Origin of the sequence: Enterococcus devriesei (assembly GCF_001885905.1) — a bacterium.
GTDB lineage: Bacteria > Bacillota > Bacilli > Lactobacillales > Enterococcaceae > Enterococcus_A > Enterococcus_A devriesei.
In genome coordinates this window covers 45,896-68,282 of record NZ_JXKM01000010.1, presented here as the reverse complement: position 1 = coordinate 68,282, position 22,387 = coordinate 45,896, and the positions used below count along the sequence as shown (strand labels likewise).

General features: G+C 36.6%; 19 protein-coding genes. 3 read left to right on the top strand and 16 right to left on the bottom strand.

Annotated elements, in window-relative coordinates; translation table 11 throughout:
* Window positions 1-7: 7 nt before the first annotated feature.
* The 11 genes from arsA to RV00_RS12645 all read right to left on the bottom strand — a co-directional run bounded on the left by arsA (window position 8) and on the right by RV00_RS12645 (window position 13,158).
* Window positions 8-1,732: an arsenical pump-driving ATPase gene (gene arsA / locus RV00_RS12690; protein WP_071862932.1), complete on the bottom strand. Its 1,725-nt coding sequence runs from the start codon at window positions 1,730-1,732 to the stop codon at window positions 8-10.
* A 36-nt stretch (window positions 1,733-1,768) separates the two neighbouring features.
* Window positions 1,769-2,146, bottom strand: coding sequence for an arsenite efflux transporter metallochaperone ArsD (gene arsD, locus RV00_RS12685; RefSeq protein WP_071862931.1), 378 nt, complete (start codon window positions 2,144-2,146; stop codon window positions 1,769-1,771).
* Complete coding sequence (locus RV00_RS12680; RefSeq protein ID WP_071862930.1) at window positions 2,124-2,471, bottom strand: ArsR/SmtB family transcription factor; 348 nt, start codon at window positions 2,469-2,471, stop codon at window positions 2,124-2,126. The genes arsD and RV00_RS12680 overlap by 23 nt, the downstream gene beginning before the upstream one ends.
* Window positions 2,472-2,777: 306 nt before the next feature.
* Window positions 2,778-3,575, bottom strand: coding sequence for a potassium transporter TrkG (locus tag RV00_RS16845; RefSeq protein ID WP_338070751.1), 798 nt, complete (start codon window positions 3,573-3,575; stop codon window positions 2,778-2,780).
* Window positions 3,576-3,588: 13 nt separating this feature from the next.
* On the bottom strand, window positions 3,589-4,116 hold the full coding sequence (locus RV00_RS16840) for a potassium transporter TrkG (RefSeq protein ID WP_338070750.1): 528 nt from the start codon (window positions 4,114-4,116) through the stop codon (window positions 3,589-3,591).
* Between the two features lie 242 nt (window positions 4,117-4,358).
* Window positions 4,359-5,504 (bottom strand): cation:proton antiporter, encoded by a 1,146-nt coding sequence (locus tag RV00_RS12670; RefSeq protein ID WP_071862929.1) that lies wholly within the window; start codon window positions 5,502-5,504, stop codon window positions 4,359-4,361.
* Window positions 5,505-5,664: 160 nt separating this feature from the next.
* A complete protein-coding gene (locus RV00_RS12665) occupies window positions 5,665-8,418 on the bottom strand; it encodes a cation-translocating P-type ATPase (RefSeq protein ID WP_071862928.1) in 2,754 nt (917 codons plus the stop codon).
* Between the two features lie 392 nt (window positions 8,419-8,810).
* Window positions 8,811-10,463 (bottom strand): relaxase/mobilization nuclease domain-containing protein, encoded by a 1,653-nt coding sequence (locus RV00_RS12660; protein WP_010742430.1) that lies wholly within the window; start codon window positions 10,461-10,463, stop codon window positions 8,811-8,813.
* Between the two features lies 1 nt (window position 10,464).
* Window positions 10,465-10,815: a plasmid mobilization protein gene (locus RV00_RS12655; RefSeq protein WP_010742431.1), complete on the bottom strand. Its 351-nt coding sequence runs from the start codon at window positions 10,813-10,815 to the stop codon at window positions 10,465-10,467.
* A 241-nt stretch (window positions 10,816-11,056) separates the two neighbouring features.
* Window positions 11,057-11,443, bottom strand: a complete 387-nt coding sequence (locus tag RV00_RS12650) for a hypothetical protein (protein ID WP_084133303.1) — start codon at window positions 11,441-11,443, stop codon at window positions 11,057-11,059.
* 74 nt (window positions 11,444-11,517) lie between these two features.
* Window positions 11,518-13,158: an ArdC-like ssDNA-binding domain-containing protein gene (locus RV00_RS12645; RefSeq protein WP_071862927.1), complete on the bottom strand. Its 1,641-nt coding sequence runs from the start codon at window positions 13,156-13,158 to the stop codon at window positions 11,518-11,520.
* Window positions 13,159-13,412: 254 nt separating this feature from the next.
* Between RV00_RS12645 and RV00_RS16290 the strand changes: the two genes are divergently transcribed.
* On the top strand, window positions 13,413-13,499 hold the full coding sequence (locus RV00_RS16290) for a type I toxin-antitoxin system Fst family toxin (RefSeq protein WP_114526121.1): 87 nt from the start codon (window positions 13,413-13,415) through the stop codon (window positions 13,497-13,499).
* 136 nt (window positions 13,500-13,635) lie between these two features.
* Here RV00_RS16290 and RV00_RS12640 read toward each other — a convergent pair whose 3' ends face one another.
* The 4 genes from RV00_RS12640 to RV00_RS12625 all read right to left on the bottom strand — a co-directional run bounded on the left by RV00_RS12640 (window position 13,636) and on the right by RV00_RS12625 (window position 18,612).
* On the bottom strand, window positions 13,636-15,174 hold the full coding sequence (locus tag RV00_RS12640; protein ID WP_071862926.1) for a hypothetical protein: 1,539 nt from the start codon (window positions 15,172-15,174) through the stop codon (window positions 13,636-13,638).
* A 20-nt stretch (window positions 15,175-15,194) separates the two neighbouring features.
* Window positions 15,195-16,373, bottom strand: coding sequence for a toprim domain-containing protein (locus tag RV00_RS12635; RefSeq protein WP_071862925.1), 1,179 nt, complete (start codon window positions 16,371-16,373; stop codon window positions 15,195-15,197).
* Between the two features lie 62 nt (window positions 16,374-16,435).
* Window positions 16,436-18,247: a VirD4-like conjugal transfer protein, CD1115 family gene (locus RV00_RS12630; RefSeq protein WP_071862924.1), complete on the bottom strand. Its 1,812-nt coding sequence runs from the start codon at window positions 18,245-18,247 to the stop codon at window positions 16,436-16,438.
* A 29-nt stretch (window positions 18,248-18,276) separates the two neighbouring features.
* Window positions 18,277-18,612, bottom strand: a complete 336-nt coding sequence (locus RV00_RS12625) for a hypothetical protein (RefSeq protein WP_010742434.1) — start codon at window positions 18,610-18,612, stop codon at window positions 18,277-18,279.
* Between the two features lie 206 nt (window positions 18,613-18,818).
* On the opposite strand from RV00_RS12625, the gene RV00_RS12615 reads away from it, so the two are divergent.
* A protein-coding gene (locus RV00_RS12615) for an IS3 family transposase (RefSeq protein WP_143141796.1) occupies window positions 18,819-19,945 on the top strand; the annotation gives its coding sequence in 2 pieces (ribosomal slippage) (window positions 18,819-19,047 and window positions 19,047-19,945; 1,128 coding nt in all).
* A gap of 33 nt (window positions 19,946-19,978) precedes the next feature.
* Here RV00_RS12615 and RV00_RS12610 read toward each other — a convergent pair.
* A complete protein-coding gene (locus RV00_RS12610; protein ID WP_071862921.1) occupies window positions 19,979-20,329 on the bottom strand; it encodes a hypothetical protein in 351 nt (116 codons plus the stop codon).
* Window positions 20,330-20,785: 456 nt separating this feature from the next.
* Here RV00_RS12610 and RV00_RS12605 point away from each other — a divergent pair, with 456 nt between their 5' ends.
* Window positions 20,786-21,724, top strand: coding sequence for a Rossmann-fold NAD(P)-binding domain-containing protein (locus RV00_RS12605; RefSeq protein WP_010742453.1), 939 nt, complete (start codon window positions 20,786-20,788; stop codon window positions 21,722-21,724).
* The last annotated feature ends 663 nt before the right edge of the window (window positions 21,725-22,387 follow it).

Below are 22,387 nucleotides of genomic sequence, written 5' to 3'. Positions count from 1 at the left end.
CAAAAAATTATACCCCTAAAGGGCTAAAGTTCGGTTGCCATTCTTCAACAGCAAATTTTCCTTTTGATAGTTCAGATACTTTTTCTATCCATTCTAATTCATTGAACGAACGTGCTTTTAATACTTTATTTTGTGTATCAGCCGCAAACATACTTTGATTTACTAACCACCAGGTATGAGCGATTTTTGCACGATCCAAATCTTCATCTAAACGCATCGTTTCATAGACTGGTGTCGTTTCTGGTAATGTGACCATAAGCACTTCAGTTTCTTCTTCATTTTGAAGCCGAGGTAACAATTTTTGAATGGAAACAGGAACTTCTCCGGAACTTCTTTCTACTTCTTTTGCATAGCTTTGAGTAGAATCCAGTAAAAGTAATGTATGACCTGTTGGGGCTGTATCGATCACAACAATTTCATTTTCTGATTTGTCTACAATATCCGCAAATGCCCGGAAAACAGCAATTTCTTGCGTACAAGGAGATCGAAGATCTTCTTCAACATAAGCGACATCATCTGCATTCATTGTTTCACGAGCTTTTGAAAGAACTTCCTCTTTGTATGTTTCTAATTCCTTTTCCTCATCGATATGACTGATTGAGATGGGTAAATCACTAGAAATAAATAAGTTTAAATGATCAGCAGGATCAGTTGTAGCTAAATGAACTTTTTTTCCAGATTGCGCTAATTTTTCAGCAATTTTTATTGCAACGGTTGTTTTTCCTACACCGCCTTTCCCCATCGTAAAAATAATTTTCTTATTTGTTCGGATGAACTCATTAACTATTGAATCTAAATTAGGAAAATCAACGCTTTCTTGTTCCTGTTCTACGATAGTAGGCTGTTGATTGTTCAATAAAATTTGAAGCTTATCTACCCCAGTGACATTGTAAGGTCGGAGAGGAATGTAGTATGCTTCAAATTTAGTTAATGGTTTAGGCATGTTGTTCAAGTCACTTTGTTGTTCAGAGTGTATTTCCTCTGAAATAGCATCATCATATACTTCTAGCAAACCATTGACGACTAATTTTTGGTTCTCAATTCCTAATTTTAATAATTCTTCAGACGCTCGCTCTGCTTCAACTAAAGGTGCTTTTTGTGGTCGAGTAACTAAGATTAACGTTGTCTGTTTTTCATCAGCCAAAGTTCCTACTGCTTTTTCATACATATTTTTCTTGTCACCTAAACCTGATAATTGACCTAAACAAGAAACGCCAGTAGTATTTTCGTCAAGAAAATTATTCCAGGCAGAGGGTAGCTGTAACATTCTTAGTGTATGGCCTGTTGGAGCCGTATCAAAAATGACATAGTCAAATTTTTCTGCAACTTCTTTATCAGTTAGAAAGTTTGCGAACTCATTGAATGCTGCAATCTCTACTGTACATGACCCTGACAATTGCTCTTCCATATTTACAAGGGCACTATCAGGAAGTATGCCACGGTATGGCCCAACAACACTCTCCTTGTAATCGTCAGCAGCCGTGATCGGATCAAAATTAGCTACCATTAAGTTATTGATTCCATTTATTGGAGTAGGTTTATTAGTCAACGTTGTCTGAAAGACGTCTTGTAGATTTGAGGCCGGATCTGTACTAACCAGCATTACTTTATTTCCATCTTGTGCTAAAGAAGTGGCTGTCGCACAAGCGGTAGTTGTTTTCCCTACGCCACCTTTACCAGTGAAAAATAGATATTTAGTTAAGCCCATCTTTTGGGGCATATATTGTAACATTTATTCTCCTCCTTACTTAAACTAGGAAAGAGGCTGTTAACAACAGCCTTCGCTTCCATCATTTCCTCCACAGCATCCACCAGAGTTATTAACCGGCTGAGCAACAAAGTGAATCGCACCATATTTTCCAAATTCTTCTAACGTAGGATAAGATCCTTCTTTGACAATTTCTCCGTCTAGCAATGTAACTGGTAAAATATCATTTCCTTTTTCTTGTAACAACTTTAAAATCGTGGAGTTATTAACAAAAGCATCTGGATCACTTGTAAGATTATGACGTGAAGCTTCTACTGAATCTATTCCCTCAAATGTCTCAAAAACTGAAGTCACCATGAGTAATTCTTCGTCTACAGAAGGTCCACACACTCCTGTTGAGCAACACATTGCTGGTTCAAATAGTTCCAATTTTTTCATCTTCTTTTTCTCCTTTACAATTACAGTTTGATGTATCACAAATGCAATTCTCTTCATTAGAAAACAATTGCATCATTGAACCCATAAATTGATCTACAAAGCTATCTGTCAATTGATATCTGTGCCATGTTCCATCTTTGGTAACAAGCACAATACCAACTTTTTCTAATACTTTCATATGGTGTGAAAGGGTCGGTTGAGTAAAATCAAAATGGTCTAAAATATCGCATGCGCATAAGCTGCCACAAGACAATATATCAATGATTTTTAACCGTTTTGGATCAGCAAGTGCTTTAAGCATTACTGACATTTCATCATAGTTCATACTTAATCCTCCTAAACATAGACGCTTATCTATGCATTAATATAGATGAATATCTATATATTGTCAATCGTTTCTGTATTTTTTATGCTTGATGAATAATCAATAGAACCAAAAAAGCATTAACATCGATAATTTTCTTTATCGATGTTAATGCTTCATATTGGTATATCGATCGAATAGATTTAATTCATCAAATGTAACACAATCAGATTATGTTACATTCGTTGATGTCTATCTTTAGGATATTTTCTGCATACATTTTTAATCATTGTTTTACCTCTATTCAATATTAAATAGGGGAGCTCATCAACCCAACATGATTATTTCCTCGGGATATTTTATTTTTGCCTCTTGTTCATTGCTCTTATTGTTTAAAGAGGCTATAACAGTCAAGCTTCCTACTCTTCCGATAAACATTAAGAAAATAATAACGAGTTTACCTACTATAGTTAGCGTAGGCGTTATACCTGCGGAAAGACCTACGGTGCCTAATGCGGATATTACCTCAAAAGTTATCGTAATTAAATTCGACTGCTCGGATACTTCAGTAATAGATAATATGAAAATACTAGCAGTACATATGATTAAAGATAGCGCAAATAAGGTCATAGCTTTTGAAATGGTTGCTTCATTTATTGATCGATAAAATATATCCGTTCTTTCTTTCCCTTTAAAAACACTAAAAACTTTTAGCATTAAGATAGAAAACGTCGTTGTTTTTAATCCACCTGCTGTTGATCCAGATGTTCCCCCAATAAACATTAAAACCATCGTAATCATTAATTCGTACTGTTTAATTGCTCCGTAATTTAAAGTGAAGAAACCCGCTGTTCTTGGGGTTATCGCTAGGAAAAAAATATTTGAAATATTATTGATAATGGAGCCTTGATATTCAATAGTCCTAGAAAAGAATGTACATCCTATTAGGATTAGCATGATTGTTGTTGCTAAAGCTAATTTACTTTGTAAACTCAGTCTCTTTCTTCTTATTTGAAGAAGATCAATCCAAACGATAAAACCTAACCCACCAAAAACTATAAGGAGACTAATTGTCAATAAAACAATTGGCATTTCAGTAAATGAAATCAGACTATTCCCAAACAAATCAAAACCAGCATTACAAAAAGCGGATATAGCATGGAAAATGCCAAATCAAATTCCTTGGGGGTATTCCATATTTAGGAATAAATTGAGAAGATAAAATTGTAGCTCCTATAAATTGGATGAGAAAAGAAATTTTGAGGATTGATAAGGCTAACTTAAATTCACCAGACTTGGTTTCTAAATTCATTGAGTCCCTTAATAAAATTCGGGTACTAAAATTGATTCTTTTGCGTCGAATAGAAAAAAACAGTACAGGGATAGACATGAAACCTATTCCCCCAATTTCAATCAAAAATAAAATAACTATTTGACCGAACGCATTGAATTGGTTGTGAATAGCAAGAGGAGATAACCCAGTAACGCAAGTAGCGGATGTTGCAATAAAAAATGAATCTATCCAACTAATGTTTTGTCCGTATTTAGAACTTAGAGGAAGTTTTAATAAAACAGTTCCTATAACAATGATACAGGTAAAAATCATCGTAATTGTTCTAGCTGTAGAATTTTTTTTTCTGATTCTCTTTTTTTTATTAGTTCTCATTATTATCCTTCATGTTTAAGAAACTAGGTACATCTAAATATTAATACAAGTATTTTTCACTTATCTACTTTCTATGAAGTATGATTAATACTTATGAAAAGCGTACCATATTTCTGATCAGTTTTGGAGTTAAAAAACACAAAATATCTAGGTAAAAAAGCAATATACTCCTATAATAAGATTAAGAATAAAGTTTCTGCAATCATATTATAGGAGTATATTATCACTACACATAGTTAACTTTAGTAGAGTTTTTTTGTGAAATGCTTTAATAAAAATGGGGAGCATAGTGTTGTAAACAGGATTACCAATATAAAAGCAGAATAATACTCTTTGCTAACTAAATGAGCTTGAACACCCAATTGAACAATGATTAAAGCCATTTCTCCTCGGGAAATCATCCCAGAGCCAACCATCAAACTACTATGATTATTGAATCCTGCTAGTTTCCCTCCGAAGTATCCTCCGAACAATTTTGAAATAATCGCTAAAAGGGTCAAAAACAGGATTAATATCAGTTGCTTTCCAATTCCTGTAAAAGTAACTTCTAAGCCAATACTCACAAAGAAGACAGGAATAAAAACAGCATAACCTATCGCTTCAATATTATATTGAACTTCTTTCCACACCTTTGTTTGCCCAATAGCAACACCTGTAAAAAAAGACCCTATAACAGAACTTAATCCAATAAGATTGGCTAAATAGGACATGCTCAAACACAAAATAAGAGAAACAATAATTACTGAAGATTCAGCTAACAATTTGTTACTTAATCGCATTAGATAAGGCGCGCCCCAACGAATGAATAAATAGATTCCTATAAAGAAGAATACTTGTTCAACTAGCATAATCCCTAGTGTTTGATTGTTATCTCCTGATGCTCCTAAAAAAGACATGCTTAGACTGACAATTAAAACTACTAATATATCATCAACCACAGAAGCTCCTAAGATTGTAGATCCCTCTTTTGTATTAACAACATTTAATTCTTTCAATACTTCTACTGAAATACTAACAGACGTAGCTGCTAAAATCAGACCTAAGTAAAAAGATTCGTTTAACGCAATATGGGAAAAACTACCACCTAATGTTCCTAATATGACCGGAAACAAGATACCTAAAACAGCTACATACATTCCTGGACGAAAATATTTTCGCAGTAAAGAAAGATCACTTTCTAACCCCGCTAGAAACATTAAAAGTATAACTCCGATTTCGGAAAAATCTTCTACTAAAATATCTGGATGAACTATTTTTAATCCGGCGTTACCTAACAAAATGCCCACTAATAACTGTCCGATAACAGCAGGAATGCCCAACCGCCTTGAAAAGTGCCCCGCTATAGTAGTGCTGACTAAGATCAGACATAAAACCCCTATGAACTCCATTATTTTTCATCCTCTTTCTTCTTAAAGTACTCATACTTATTTAGGATATATGATTTAGAATAGGAAATAAAATGTTGTGATTGATCGACTTTTAACCTCAAAAAGGAATGCTTTGTAGTTGCCACTTTTATTTATATTGTAATTTTAATAAAATCTTTATTCACCATATCTTAATATTAAATAGTTCCTTAATTCCGGACAATATTAGTGTTGGTAATGCAGGAATAAATAAGACTAGTAGATATATAGGAGTGCTTAAAGGCGCGGTCCCCATAACAATATTAAAAAATGGAATTATCGTAACTAAAAATGATGAAATCGCTGCAAAAGATACGGCCAAAATCAAACGTTTATTGCTGAAAGGGTTCCTTCTAAATAAAGTTTTTGAACTTCTTGCATCAAAGACATGCCAAAGTTGACCATAAACAAGAGTTAAGAAGGCCACTGTTTGCGCTTCATTACTAGACAAACCAGATTTGGCAGCAAGCCAAAATCCTAAAAACACCATCAGTCCCATTACTGTTCCTCGTATTAGTACTCTAGACCATGTATAATTAGCCAAAATTGATTCGTTCAAATTACGTGGATGATCTTTCATGATATCAGATTCAGCAATATCATATCCTAAGGAAAACGAAGGGACTGCATCACTAACCATGTTAACCCATAGTACCATTAGAGCTGTTAATGTCGGAGTTGCTCCTGAAACATTACCGATTGTATTAGTAAAGAAGAATAACCCGATAAGCAGGGATAAAACTTCAGCAACATTTGTTGTTAGCTCATGGCACATAAAGTTTTTTATATTCCCATAAATAGCACGCCCGCTATGGACTGACTTTTCAATTGTAGTAAATTTATCATCTAATAGAATCAAGTCAGCAGAATCTTTCGTAACTTCTGTCCCAGCAATCCCCATAGCAATCCCAATATCAGCTGCACGAAGCGCTGGTGCATCGTTCACGCCATCTCCTGTCATTGCAACAACTTGGTTGTGAGCTTGTAATTGTTTAACAATTCTTTGCTTGTGCTCTGGGGAAACCCGAGCATAGACATTGGTTAATCTAACTATTTTAAATAGATCTTCATCAGTCATGTTTTCTAATTCTATTCCTTTAATTACTGGAGCATTTTTATCAATAACGATCCCTAACTCGTAGGCAATCGCACGGGCAGTTTTTTCGTGATCACCTGTAATCATTACAACTTCAATATTCGCTTCATGAAGCGTTTTTATTGATTCTTTCACTTCTTCTCTAGCTGGATCTATAATCCCCGCCACACCACTAAGGATTAAATTCTGCTCTAATTCTGTAACGTCGGCATTCATAGCTTCTTCTTTAGTTAAAGTTCGATGTGCTACCGCTAAAGTACGTAATGCTTGATCAGCATACTTTTCAATATTATTATTAAATGCTTGTTTAGCTTCTTCCGAATAATCAATAATAGTATCTACTAATACTCCCTTACTGTTTGTTAACAAAATATCTGGGGCACCTTTTGTATATAATTTGTATCCTTCTTCGTTTTTGACAATAATACTCATCATTTTACGACTACTTGTGAATGGCAATGTACGAATGACCGAATACTCTTCAATTAGATCTGATTTTTTGATTCCTGCCTTTTGCCCTAATACCGTTAAAGCAACTTCTGTTGGATTTCCCAAAGGTTTAAACTCTCCCTCGATTTCTCTAACAATTGAATCGTTGCACAAAATAGCACCATATAAGAATTCCTCTGTCTTAGTTATTGGCTGATCTATTTTACTTCTAATTGTTCCAATAGGTGAATACCCTGTTCCGCTAACCTCATAGTCGTTGCCATTCGCTGTAAATTTTATTACAGTCATTTCATTTTTAGTCAGCGTCCCTGTTTTATCAGAACAAACATAGGACATGCTACCTAATGTTTCAACACTATTTAAAGATTTAACCAGACCTTTATTTTTAGCCATTTTAGCAGCCCCTATTGTTAATACAATAGATAAAACCGCTGGTAAAGCATCAGGTATAGAGGCAACTGCAAGTGCAATCGATGTCGATAATACAGAAGAAATCGCTGTAATGTTAAATTCTCCAGCACGAATTATCCCTACAATAAAGGTTAATACGACTATACCGCCTGAAATCATCATAAGAATTCGTGTCAACTGATTTACAGTACTTTGCAACGGAGATTTTTTTGATTCGACAGATTGAATCATGTGTACAATATTTCCTAATTCTGTGTTTTCTCCAACTCCAACTACAATACCTAACCCTTGACCATTTGTAACTGTTGAACCCGAAAATCCCATATTTGTCTGATCTGCGGGTTCAACTGTCTCTTCAATAACGTCCGTCATTTTCAATATCGCATCCGTCTCACCAGTCAAATGTGATTCGACTACTTGTAATTCTTCAGAAACTATCCAGCGTACGTCAGCCTCTACAAAATCCCCTACTTGAACCCTAACAATATCGCCTACGACTAAGTCGTTTGCCAATATTTTCCCCCACTTTGAATCTCGTAGAACAGTAGTTTGTCGATTATTCATTTCTTTTAAAGCATCTAAACTTTTTCTAGCACTAATTTCCTGCCAAAACCCTAGACATGCATTAATTAAAATCAAAAACAAAATCGCAATTGCCTCGTAAAGTGCCTCAACTCCATGATGCTTATCGCCTTGTATTTGAAAAGCATAATACGAGCTTAGAAAAGAGAGGGCGACCGCGCCCAATAAAACAATAACGATGGGTTCTTTAAAACTTTTTAGAAAAACTTTCAAATATGAATCTTCAGTTTCCTCAGGGAGCTTATTTTCTCCATACAGTTCTCGGTGATTTAACACTTGCTCTTTAGTTAATCCACGATTTGATTGAACAGAAAACTCATTTAAAATTGACTCTTTCTTTTTTTTATAATAGTTCAAAAAATTGTCTTCCTATTTTTACAAAAAAAAAAGCGCAAACTTAAAGACCCTTCCTCACCCTTGGAAGACTTGTCTTGAAGCATACGCTCAACCTTTTAGTTATTCTATTAATCTAATTAATATACCATTTTCTAGAAAAACTTTCAACTAATATGGTATTCAGTGTTTTTATTGTTCAATAAATCATTTGCCTTTATTCTCTTTAAAACCATAAGGATAGACGTCTTTTTTCTAAAAAAACACAATCCGTTTGTGTTACATTCACTTTTATAAATTTATGAAAAAAAGGGACTAATTGAATCAGTAATGTTTCTTAACCTCATAGGATAAACGGGCGGCTCGCCCTGGCTGAACGAAAAAGAAAAAGCTGCTGAAAGAGGCCGGGTCATTTGTTACTTCTTATTCACACCATGCTCAGGACGATTCTTCTCTTCTGGTTTTTCTGCCACATATCGGATTTCACGATACGCTTCAATCTCTCCAACGATTTCTTCAAAGCGATCATTTAGAATTGACCGACTCAATTTTACTGAAGCAAGCTCCTTCTGAATCGTTTGATAGTCTCCTGATGTTTCAATCTCTTCAGAGTCAGGATCTTTACCCAACAACTGATCCTTCGCTGCTTGATTCAGCTCAATGATTTTCCCATCAAGTTCAATCAGTTTATTCTTTGCTTCATGCAGCGCACGATCCAATTTGACTTCCAGCTGCTGAAGCTGCTTTCCGTTACTAACATCATGATCCGCAAGAAAGTTGATTGCCGAAATAATTTCATTTAATTCTGACATGACCGGCTCTTTCTTCAAAGGTACGGTTCCATTGTAGAGACTCAATTGTTTGACCAACGTCTCTCCTGTCATGTATTTATTCCGATTGGCATTCTTCTCGTTCATGAAGTAAAATATATCTTCCTTTTTTACATAGAGATTAAAATCTCCGTTTTCTAATTGATCAATTTTAAATCCCCCAATGAACAGCTGACCATGATCAGCGACACCAAAATCGACATTCAAATAAATTCCTTTTGTGGTCACATGATCGACTTGCCAGCTTTCTATTTTTACCTGGTAATCAAAATCATTCTTGATCTCATTTTCTTTTTCCTCGTAACGATCGACAACTTCCTCAACTGTAAATGTTGCAGTGTTTTCCTTTAATCGAGTTTCAATTCGATCAAGATTATATTTTTCTGGATCTCTCTTCGTGAGACTCCGACCCCGAGTGTTTTTGATTTGTGGATGATCTAGCAAACGATACGTTGCCCATTTTTTTGAAAAATCTACATGCAAGTACAACGCATCTGCTTTCTCTTTGAAGTCCTCAATGCTGGAAGAATGATCCAAAAGAAAGTCCAACCTCGACTTAATTTTACTTTTATAAATCGATTCCGTTTGCCACATCGTATATTTCTTGTGAGAATTCTTTGGCGACTTCTCTATAATTTTAGCGCCTGCTTTTGCTGCGTGTTTGTCTGATATTTTCTCCAAAGTTCTTTTTGTACTCTTCAGCCAACGGTACGAATTTCCATCCATCATGTTTGTTGAATTAAACAAAATGTGATTATGAATATGTTCGCGATCAACATGAGTCGAGATAACAAACTCATGTTCATTACCAGTCAATTCTAAAATCGTTCTTCGTCCTAGCTCATGAATTTCTTCGGGCGACAAATTGTCTTCTGGTGAGAACGACTGGATAACATGATGTGCCAAAATTCTATTTCCCGATTCAAGCTGCTTCAGTTCTAGCGACTTAGGTTTTCCCGTTTTTAAATCGATCTCGACATCAGTTCCTCTTTCGATTGCTGCATTCAACTTTGTTGCGGAGAATTCATCCGCCGCATTTTCGACTGAAGCAATGCCAAAAGTAGACACCAGTTTTTTACTCATTGTTTTATCTTCGTTGATCAGATACGGAAATAAATTTCCTAAATGATCGTTGTCTTCACTTTTTTGAATGGTCGTCTTGCCGGCATTCTTTATATAGTCCTCCGCTTGCTTCAAATGATCAAACGACCGGATAAAGAAATGTTTCGTATAAACCATCTTATCTCCCTCTCTGCATTTCCTTTTTCAATGCTGAAGAAACCATGATTTGTAAATTTTGCACATCAGTAAGCAGCTGTTCAACATCATCGATGGATATTTCTTCGAACTGATTTGCAAGTCTAGCCATTTGATTGACGTTGTTTCCAATCCGGCCAACTTCCTGGTTCAACGTTCGCAGCTCCGAGTAATCGACATGGACGATCTCGCCGGTAATCAACATGATTCGAGCAAAATTTTGAAAATTATTGTACGGACTTTGGTCTATTTTATTTTTCAGATAGCCCCATTCTTCTTGACTAAAGCGGACTTTTTTTTGAATTGGTCTTTTGCGTTTAGGTTCTTTTTCCATCTTCAGTTCTCCTTTTCCTATTGACTCCGCAAATCTAGGAACGGTAGACTAACCCTTTTGCGAGCAGAGCAAGTGGGTACCCACTCGCTATATTTTACAAAAGAGCCGTCAATTTTGACGACTCCTTTCTAAATGTTTGGGGGTTCCCCCAATCCCCCTTTTGCTGAACGACTGACTTTCACTGACGTTCATTTGACCATTTTTGACGTATTTTTCCGCTTCACTGAAGCGAGTGTCCATTCTAAACAGACGACCGTTTACTTTTTTGTTTTTCTTGTGACTCGATTTCTTCCTTTTTCGTCATCTCTTTGACGATTTTCAGTTCGTTTTTCCGTTCGATCGTTACACCAAAGTCCGGATCATAACTATCGACGACTTCTTGAATCAACTCATTGTATTCATGAGTCGCTTTAATTTTTTTCAAGTGTGCGATTGTCTCTTTATATTCAGTAAGATCGATTTCGATTTCTAATTCTTCCATTTCTTGAACCAGCAACTCTAATCTTAGAATCAATTGTCGCTTAGAAATAGATTTCCTTTTATTATGGATTCTCGGTGTTTCACTTGCAGGATCAACTAATAAAATTTGCGAAAGCGTGTGTACGATCGTTTCGTTTTTCATTGGCATTTTTTCTTAATTCTCCTTCTCAGGTTTCTTTATTTTGTCTAAAAGCGATTGGTTTGTCGTCCTCAGCCGTCCATTTAGCGAGTCAGTCGAAGACTCTTTTCTTTTGGGTTCGGCGGCTCGACCTCCTTGGTTTCTTTCTTAGCCGGCACTTTTTCAACTTGCTTCTCTTCTGCTTTTTTAGGTTCCACAAATCGTCCTTGTGCCCTGGCAATTCGTTCTTCAAACTTGTTGGCTGGTTCTGCCATTGCGAAAGATAGAGCTAACGACTTGTCCAATGACTCGATGATTTGTTGCGCTTCTTTTGTAATTCTATCCAACGACTCAGTAAAAGAATCAATCGTTTTTCCTTGTTCCGTCCATGAAGCTAGATAGCCAAAGGAGTAGCTGCTTGTGTCGATTCCCAAATGGTTGCTGACGATATAGGCGACCGATTCCGCTTCGAATTCTTGTTGGCTATACGTTGGATCTCCAAACGAACTTGTTGAATCTGCATGAAGTTTTGCGTGAGTGATCTCATGAATCATTGTCTTCAATGTCATATATTCGCCTAGTCCAGTATTGATAACAATTTCCTTTTCGACCTTATGATAATAGCCATTCGCACTGCTAGGGAATTCCTCAATTTTTAGCGGCACCGGTGAAATAGCCTCAACCGCTTTGAACACCTTGACGAATTGCTCCGGCGTTTCAAAGTTGCCTTCCAATTCATGAATCGGTTTTGGTATCGGTTCGCCGCTGGTCTGGCTAACATCAAAAACCGGAGTAAGAAAGAAGTAGGTTTCCTTCACAACTTTTCCATTTTCATCTTTGATCGGCTTTCCATCTTTATCTTTCTTGATTGCTGAAGCCGGAGCATAAACGTACAACGCCTTTGATCCTTTCTTAACTGTTCGCCCTACTTCTTTCCACTTATTGAAACCAGCAACACGAGAAACAGCGGGATTCTGACTAAGCAATAAACGGACATTCTTTTGAGAATATTTATGGAATTTCGAAACGAAATTCAAATAGTTTTTGAAGAGATCGGTTTCTAAATAGGAAGAAACCCTCTCCTTCAAATGAGCGGACAGGGCTTTGTAATCTTTTGCTTTGATAATCTCTTGAATTGATTTTTCGTTTTGAACATCGGGGATCTCAACAACAGTAGAACCATTTTCTTCTTTCTTCGCTGCCACATCATTCAAATGATTGAAGAGTGTCTCTTGTTTCATTGTTCCTTTTTCTGATGTATTGTTCATTGATTTCTTCACCTCGTCTTGCATCTTTTTGATTTGTTGTATCCCCTCCGGAAAAAGCGGCACGGTTGAAAATTGATAGTTCGTAGATTTTTTATCGAGCCGATCCAAGCTTAAAACATATGATTCGAACGACTCTCTAATTTCGTCTTGCTTCGAAAAAATGAGAGCAGATTGTTCTTCTGGCAGCGTGTTTCTGATCTCTATCGTGTACTCAGCTGGAACAAAAATCGACTTTTGATAGTCTAATCCCGGTCGCTTGAAGTGAGGATTGTTAGTGGGGAAATGTGTTTCAAAGTATGCCCCTTCAGGTTTTTTGTTTCCCAAATTTGCCCGTAAAGGAATGTACCAGTTTTCATCCTGGCTATACAATCCAACAAAACTTCGAGCGACTTTATCTAGTAATTGCTCGCTTCCAGTCCGAGCGATCGTCTCAGCGATAAACCGCTGATTAATGGTAACTAGCTGGTAAATTGACATTGTTTTCTCCTTTTGCTATAGTTAGGTTGCTGAAGATGTACAGGCAGAACAGGCCTTGACTGTTCCATTAGGTAAGGCATCTTCAGGAGCGAACCTTTTAGGTTCGCTTCTTTTTTTTCTTTAAATCCAACAAAAAAAGTACGCGTGAGAGACACACGTACTCATGAATAGTTTTAGCTCATTGTCCTTATTTTATGTGATAAAATGAAGCGTCGCCTTCCTACAAGTCTTAGCGACTGAAGGAGGTGTTTTGAATGTTCGACGTGTTCGTTTGCCCCCTTCTTGTCGGAATAATCGTTTCCTTATTCAGTTATTGGCTGAATAACCGAAGCAAGAAGTAAAACTAAAAAAGGCGACATCAGCCCACGAAAAAAGCCCTGGAGAATCCTACCTCTCCAGGGCTTACGTGTTTCAAATGTTCGATCGTTTGCCCCTTCAGTATAGCACGAATGTAGTTAATTCTCAATTATAGGATTTCTATTTCATCCTTGGGCTTTCATTAACCGCTCGTTTGTCTGTTGACTTCTCAACGTTCTTTTCGATCAACTTATTCAACTCAGTTGCTTTCATGACTCTTTCTTCAAACTTATTCTTAGGCCTAGAACTTTGTTGTTCATGCGGCAAAGGTTCGTCTGAAGGAGGACGTGTAAGCTCTTCCGCTGGTGCCTGTTCATTATGAATCGGTTGTTCCTTTGCCCCAACTTCATTGGTCAAATTTTCTTGCATGGCTTTGGCCATATGATCATCATAAAGAGTCTGAAATTTCTCCACTGCTGCTTCTGTATATTGTAATGGCGTACCATCCTTTTTCATTGCATCGTATGCTTCTTTTCCGCCTTCGTAAAAGAAATCATAGTATTCTTTCTCCCAAGTTTCGGTAAGTTCTGAACTTCCAACAAGTGACAAATTATCTTTTATCCCCCAGGCATCCTTCAGAAAGACTTCCCAGGCTTTATCCAAATCTTCCGTTCCGAACCGCTTAGTATGTGCTTCCCAATTATGCTCTGGATCGGCCGCTCGTTTATTGAAAGCAACTTCAGCGACATGACCAAAATCAAATAGCCTTTCCGGGCTCTTTGAAGAATTTTGTGTTTCTTCCTCTTTAGCTTTCTCATTATTCGTGAGATTGATGTCTTTTTGACTAATGCTCTGGTTATAAATTTCTTTTACGCTCTCTACATCGATATTGAAGTGGCCCTCGTACTCATTGTCTTCAACTACTCTCTCTCCATCCATTTCATACTCTCGTTCAACAGGTTCAAAATCCTTTAATGTTTGTATGTTTCTTTCTATCACTTCGATTATTGGTGTTGTGACTTCATTCAGTTCTATATCCTGTTTATTATTTGAGTAAAATTCTTTCAAGTTAGCAAATTCAATATCGGCATAATACCCGACTGCATTTTTATCCCAATCAATATAAGCATTTACGACTTTTTCTATTTTCCCTACAAATTCATTTGTCTTGCTGGAGTTTTCATTTCGAACCTTTTCAACTTCTTGCTCTCCACTTTGTCCTCCTTGTTTAGCAACTCGTGGATCTACTCTGACAACTTTTTCTTCGATCGCAAAACGTTTGTCGATTTTAGCACCTAGATTTTGCATTTTCGCACTAACATTCAAGAATTTTTGGTTGATCCCGTTTTTGATAGATAGGCGTATATCGTCCGTTGTGTCTGCAATCAAATATTTCACAACAGCATTAAATTCACTAAATGCTTCCTTTATTCTAGTTAAGAATCCGTTGGACTTCTTTTCAAGCTCTTCTTTTGTCGTTGCTTCAGGCAGTCCATCTATCTGCTTCTCATAGTTGCCAATAAGAGCCTCGATTTTAGAAAAATGGGAAGCTAAAATTGAATCGATTTCCTCTTTCGTCACATATGTTTTCGGTTCTTCAGCTGTCAGATTGTCAATCGGGGAAGCTTGCTGCTGAACCTCTTTTTGCTCGATGACTTTGTTTAGTGCTGACACACACTCTGAAGCTGCTTCCATATACTCTTTTTGTTTGGGTTCCATAGTATCGCTCCTATTTTTACTTATTTCATTCGAACTGAACGAGTGATTCTTTCTGTTGATTCTGTCTCTCCACGAGGCACAGTCCGGTTGATTCTCGGCTTCTTTTTTTCCCTATTCGCTGTCACTGCTTGTTTGATACGAGCATTAAAGATTTTCTCTTCAGGCTTTTTTATCCGTTGCAACACCTGGTTCCAATCCGATTTCGTTTCGCCTTCCAGCAGCGCCGGCACCTGTGGCGTAACTTCAAATGACTGAACGCCAAAAGCAGAAATGAAATTCTTGCCGGCTCGATCATTATCGACAGCAAGCACAATCTGTATGAGTTTATTTGGTTTACTCTTCTTGCTTAAATCATCCAAAAAGTCCGGTTTGTCTGCTTCTTTCATTTCTATTCCTAATTGATTGACTATACATTTTGATATTGTGCCTTTTCTTAACCCGTTCATTGAAACCAAAATCGCATGATCAATCGTGTTTTTGAATAGCTCATAATAACTCATTAAATCTATCGGCCCTTCAAAAGCGATTACTTTTAATGGGCGTTCTTCAGACAATTCATTCGCTTTCGGTGGCTGGCCAACTTTCATGATGAAGCCTGAAAATCCGTCACCATGAGTTCTCTTTAAATAAGGTCGTTCTTCACCTTTTTGTTCCCAAACACCTTGAACAGTCATTCCTTTGATACGATTCTCTTGATCCATTGATTTAAAAACGATCACAGGTTGAATTTTATTCGTTTTGAAATCTCTGTAAGTTGCTTGAGCGAGTGCACCAGCGGACAGGAATTGATCAATCGTTTCGTTTGATAGCAAACGTTCTTCAGTAAGGTACTTCCGGCCAGTCGAAAAGGTTTTATGATCCTTTAAAAAGTAGCTGAAGGGTTTCTGTGGCGAGTTCTCAATCTTCGCCGCTGCTATATCCGTTCCAGTAAGATAATTGACTGCTTCTTTAAAGCTGCATTCTTTAATCGTCTCAACTAATTTGATAGGATCTCCACCAAAACCTTGCGAATTCCAATAGAAGAAATTTTTCTTGGTATCGATCATAAAACTATCGTGTTGATCCCAACAGTAATTTCTTCCTTGCCGCACTAGCCCCATTCCTAAACTTGTGGCCACATCGACAATATTTTTCCCTTTCGCTTCAGCAAATAGTTTTTCTCGTTCAGCATGGGATCTCATAATTTGATTTTTCTTCATTTAGTTCACCTCTGCTTCTACAAAATTAAAAAGCAGCTTGTTTAAGCTGCTTTCTAATATGTTTATGCTGCATCAGAATAAATCACTCCGTGATCGATGAGTTGGTCTGGTGTGATCTTATCCAACAATTCTTCCGCTTCGTTTCTATATCGCTTGTAGTTATACCAGTTAGGATCTCCTGGTTTATCACCTAGCAAATGTGCTTTCGGATGATTTTCCAACGGATATTTTCTATCCTTAAAAACGTATTCCTTAGATACAAACAAAAGACACTCCATACCATTCATTCGGCCTATTTCGTCCGGTGTCAACAAATCTCGGCCTTGCTTTTGTTTACTGATCGATCCGCCAGATGTTCGGCTATTTTGTTCTGTCGTATTTCTGATCGTGATCGTTTGTTTTCCGGCTCGTTGGGAAAGATACTTCATTGTTGCTTCCTCTTCTCCGCCCAGGAACAACAAGCTCGCACAAAGTGTAACCATCGAAGCCCAGCCTTTCTCATACATCTTCTTCAGCTGATCTAACGCTTGAAGAATGATCACGATTGACATATTCCGACTCCGGAACGTTCCCAGGGCTTTATCAATATTAGGAATCCTCCCAATATTGGCAAATTCATCTAAAATCCAGCGTACATGCAGCAAGGATTTACCTGGTGCCAAAGATTGCGCGCCGGATAAAATGTTATCGACTTTATGCCGCAGAGTTTCCATTGCCGTAGCAAGGAAAATAGCTGACAGGAAGTTGTAGGAATCGCTGGTTTCTGGAATCGTGATAAATACTGCTGTTTTCTCTTCGTTCCAGCTCTCAATATCCATCGTATCTTCTTTAACCATATCCACGACTTGCTCGTGATCAAATACGGAATACCGAGCCGCAGCGATCGCTAGAACGCTGGCCCTTGTTTCTGATTCGTACAAGTCATTAAATAGTGACCATTGATTGTAAGCATAGTTGTTCGGATGAAGTTCATTTTGTTCTTCAAACCATTGTTCGACCGGACTAGGTATTTTAGGGTCTTTACGCTTCGTAAACCGCAGCATATCCCCGATCATTGATAAGTTGGGTAAATATTCGTTGTCTTGGCCGTCGAACCACAGATAGGCAATGAACGCCCTTGAAAGCAGCGCTTCCGCCTTGACCCAAAAATCCTCACCTTGCTTATCTCCTTTTTTGGTTCCTTCAGTTATTGCTTCTAGTACCCTATCAACATCAAGCTCCGTTTTAATGTATTTAAACACGTTAAAATGATCACTGTTAGCAAGGTTAGCTAGATCAAATATTTTTATCTTATATCCGGCATCCTCTAACGCTTTCCCCGTCTCACGAACAAGCAGGCCTTTAGGATCAGTAGTAATGTAACTGCCTTGCATTTGAAGCAAGTTCGGCTTTACATAAAAGCGTGTTTTACCGGAACCTGGATCTCCGAAGATACAGGTATTCTTATTTCGTTGAACCGCAATTGGAAGACGTTCATTCAAGATCCCCATACGCGCGTGTTCAGTTTGGATGATATTGTATTCCTCTTCTTTATCAGCGTATTTTTCCATATCTTCAACCTTGGCAAATCTCGCTGATCCGTGTTCTTCCTCGTTTCGATAAATACCTTTATCATTCTTGTAGACGTAACCTAGCAGACCACAAAAAAATCCCGTTAAGCCAGCAGCTAACGAGATTGGTTTAAACATCAATAGGTAAATATGGAAATTACTAGCGAGATCATTCAAGCCATCTAAAGAAAAAGCAAAATTGATCACTTCAATTATATCAGCATTCGTAAAGGAAAACAGCCAATTACTGATTGTATAAAAAAGAACGAACAAAACTGCGGATAGGATCAAATAGGGGGTTAACGACTTTTTATATGTTTGCATATTCCACCGCCTTTATTTTGTGAACTTTTTCAACATTCATTCAACGCTATGGCTTTTGTTATTTCCTTGCATGGGAAACAATTTGTTCCATTCTCGTCAAAATCGTTCGTAATATATATCGGAGTAAGATTCCCATTTTCTTCATGAATCGTAAAATAATCCTCTTGGTTTTCTCTACACACAATGTAGACACCCAGCGCTGGATTTTCCCTAATGAAGAATTCATCTGATTCAAAACCCTCTTCAGACAACATTTCTCTGATTCTAAATAAATGATCTTTTTCCAAACAATAAGGGATACTATTAATTCTTTCTTCAGTCAGTGATCCCTCAATCTTTCTCCAATCATCTAAGTAATTCTTCATTTAATTCCCTCTATTCTTTTTTTAGTAGTTACAATATTAGATCCTTTTATTCCAATTTTTTGAAAGTCGATGAATCAAACCCTAGATTTTTGATTCTTTCTCGGTAAAATCTATGCACTTCCGCATTTTGGTGTTAGTATCAAATCTTAGACAACTTTTCGTGGAGACAGAAATAAATTAAACTTATCTACGAGAGGATGAATTTTATGAACCGATACGAAGAAAATTTCAAACAGATGATTGTTGATCTGAATCAAACTGGACGTTCTGTTCGAGGGCTAGCGAAAGAATATGGCTTATCTGAAGCAACGATTTACAAATGGAAGAATTTATATTTACCTAATCAGTCCACAGGACTGACTGGAAAAGAAGTGGCTGAATTGAGAAAAGAAAATGCTCGTTTAAAAGAGGAACTTGAAATCTTAAAAAAAGCCGCAGCCATATTCTCTCGAAAGACCTAAATTCGCTTGTTCAATTTATAGAAAAATGGTGTAAGGATTACACTGTTTCTTTGTTGTGTCGGTTATTAGAAATTCCCAGAAGTGTCTATTATTTCTATAAAAATAAACCTTTAACTGCTACGCAAATAAAAAATAATTTCTTGAAACGGAAAATTACTGATATCTTTTTTGAAAACAAACAGCGATATGGTGCGACAAAAATCTATCATGTATTGCTCAAAGAAAACATTTCAGTTTCACTTAGACACGTACAAAAACTAATGCGACAACTGAGTTTACGTTCTATTACTATTAGAAAATACAAACCACAAAGTAATAAACAAGCAGTGGTATCCAGAGTAAATATCTTAAACCAAGATTTTTCTACTAAAACGATTTGTGAAAAATGGGTGGCTGATATCACTTACATTCCTACCAAGAAAAATAGTTGGTGCTACTTGTCTTCAATCATGGATTTACATACTAAAAAAATTATTAGCTATACATTTTCAAAACGAATGACTGTAGATTGTGTGATCCAAACATTGAATAAAGCAAAAAAGCATTATCCCATTCCAGAAGGAATGATTCTACACACTGATTTAGGCAGCCAATATACAGCAATTGACGTGGAAAACTGGCTTAAATCCAACAAAATAAGACATTCCTATAGCCTAAAAGGAACGCCTTATGATAATGCGGGAATCGAATCTTTCCATGCCTCATTGAAAAAAGAAGAAGTATATACGACTACTTACTCAGATTTTGAAGAAGCAAATCGGTCGTTATTTAGCTACATTGAAGGATTCTATAATCGAAATCGAATCCATAGTTCGATTGGTTATCTAACTCCACAGGAGTTTGAAGATCTGTCAAGAGAGGAAATGGCATAGCCGTCTCTACTAAAATTTGTCCAAGATATTGACTCAAATCCATATATTCATGATTATTTCCAATCCAACCTCTTTATCTTGTCTATAATTTTTCGTTAGAATATAGTGATAACTAATATATGAGACAAATATTGCTTGCGTTAATGCTGTTGTTCCGTTATTTTGAACCACCTTAATGCCTCTATTTACTAACCAATTGTTGAAGTCCTTAAAAGTAAAACTCTTACCAAAGTGATTGCTGCAATACTGATCTATTAGCCTTGTGTACCCTCTGCTATCTGTTTTGATTGTTTTAACAGATACCTCGTCTTTGGGATTAACCATTAATACCCTTTTATCATTTAGTAATTCATTATTCGATTGGACAATACTTTCTTGTTTCATTCTTTCCCTCCTTGAAGTTTTACGCTTGCTAGCTAAGTTGATAATTCATCTAAGTTTTTCAATATTTTTTCCTCTACTAAATCAATTTTATATCCAAGTAACTGAACTATCTCTACAAACTCCCTATCTCAGCCTTCGGGCATCAAAAACTGTTTACGATTTTTGTCGATAATTCCGCTCATTTTCTCTATAATCTCTTGTCTCTTAATTTCATCTCTAGTTTGCTGATACAATCGGTAGTAACCTCGTAAATAGAGTAATGGATGACCCTACGTGGATCCAACTAGACTTTTCATTGCTAAATCTCCTTTCCTCCGTTAGCGGACGTATCCTCTCTGAACGTTAAAATTCCACCTCAAAACTGTGTTAGACTTAAGATGTACGAAAACAGCCTCATGAAACATTTCTCTGAGAACAAATCTATACAAAAACTAAAATTGAAATGGAGTTGGAATTATGAAATTAGGTTTTATAAAGTCAAATTTTCCAAATGAGCGTCGCGTCCCTTTGTTACCTGAACATATCAAGCAATTCGCCAATTCAATTTATATCGAGAATGGTTTTGGTGACTCGCTAAGTATCCCTGATGATAATTATCGAAAAGCAGGTTGCACTATTTTAACCCGTTCTGAAATTTTTGCCTCTTGTGAGGGAATCTTCTCTCTCAAACTCCTCCAACCATCTGATTACGACTTGATTCGTCAAAATCAGATGATTATTGGTTGGACTCATCCACTGGGATCAGGTAAAGAATTTATGGAGACTCAAGCAATTCCTAAAAATCTCTATATTCTTGATATCGATAATCAAAGACCCATGATGTACTATCAGGAAAATGCTTATCCTACACAGTTGATTCCTAGAAACTTCGTTTATCAAAACAGCTTCTATGCTGGTTATGCCGGAGTATTACATGCTCTCTTGAATTTTGGCTTATTACCAAATAGTAATTGTGAGATTGCTATTTTAGGGTCCGGAAATGCAGCTCAAGGTGCTTTCCATGCGATCTCAAAAATTTCTTCTTCTGTCCGACTTTTTTATCGAAAAACACTTCCGCAATTCAAACAACAACTTTCTAAATACTCGATTATCATTAACGGCATTGAAGTGGGCGATTCGGGTAAGCCCATTATGACTATTGCAGAGCAAGGGCAGTTAAAAACGGGGGCCTTTATTATTGATATAGCAGCGGACGCTGGAAATGCAATTGAAGGAAATCAGACAACGACCGTACCTGATCCGATCTATCAAAAAAATGGTATTTATTACTATACTTTACCTAACACGCCTACCTTCGCTTACCGAAATGTCAGCCAAATCCTAAGCGAACAATTTAGTAAGTACATTTTCAAAAATGATATTTCAGTCTTCATTGATGAAATTGAAGACAAATAGTAATGTTGAACAATAGTTCAACTCCACTGGCAATATTTTTCAAATCTTATTTCAGATATTATTGCTAGGTTGAGTAGCCGACTCATCTGATGTTCGTTAGAACATTTATAAACTTCTCAAAAATATACGTGTTATACTAATGCAGAGCTAAAGAAACAGTCGAAGTACATCATTTTAGCTCTAAGCCAGTTGCGGAAACAGCTGGTTTTATTCATCCTTCATGGTCCTTATTACGTTTTACTTACGTTGTTCCTCGTATTCACATTAAAGGGCTTTTTAATGTTATGGTTATTGAATACCACGAGGATGTGAAAACAATGATTAACTTTTATCCTGTACACGTTTATGTTTCTAATTACCGAATGTACTCTTCCCTAGAAAAGGCCCACTTCAATAATTCTAAATCCAAAAATATTACAAGTATATTTGCCGTTTTAAATTTGAAGGAAATCAAATCAATGAAAATGAATCTGTTTATCTACGACATTGATATCAATAGTTTTGATACAATGAAAAGCGCTGTGAATAATTGTAAAAAAATTATGAATAAATAGGTCCTGTCTTTTACACTGAGTTAACTGCTCAGTGTTTTTTCTTCAATAAACTGAGTTAGTTGGTTTATTAAAACTATCTTTTTACCCCTTTAAAAAAATTGCTTGTGGT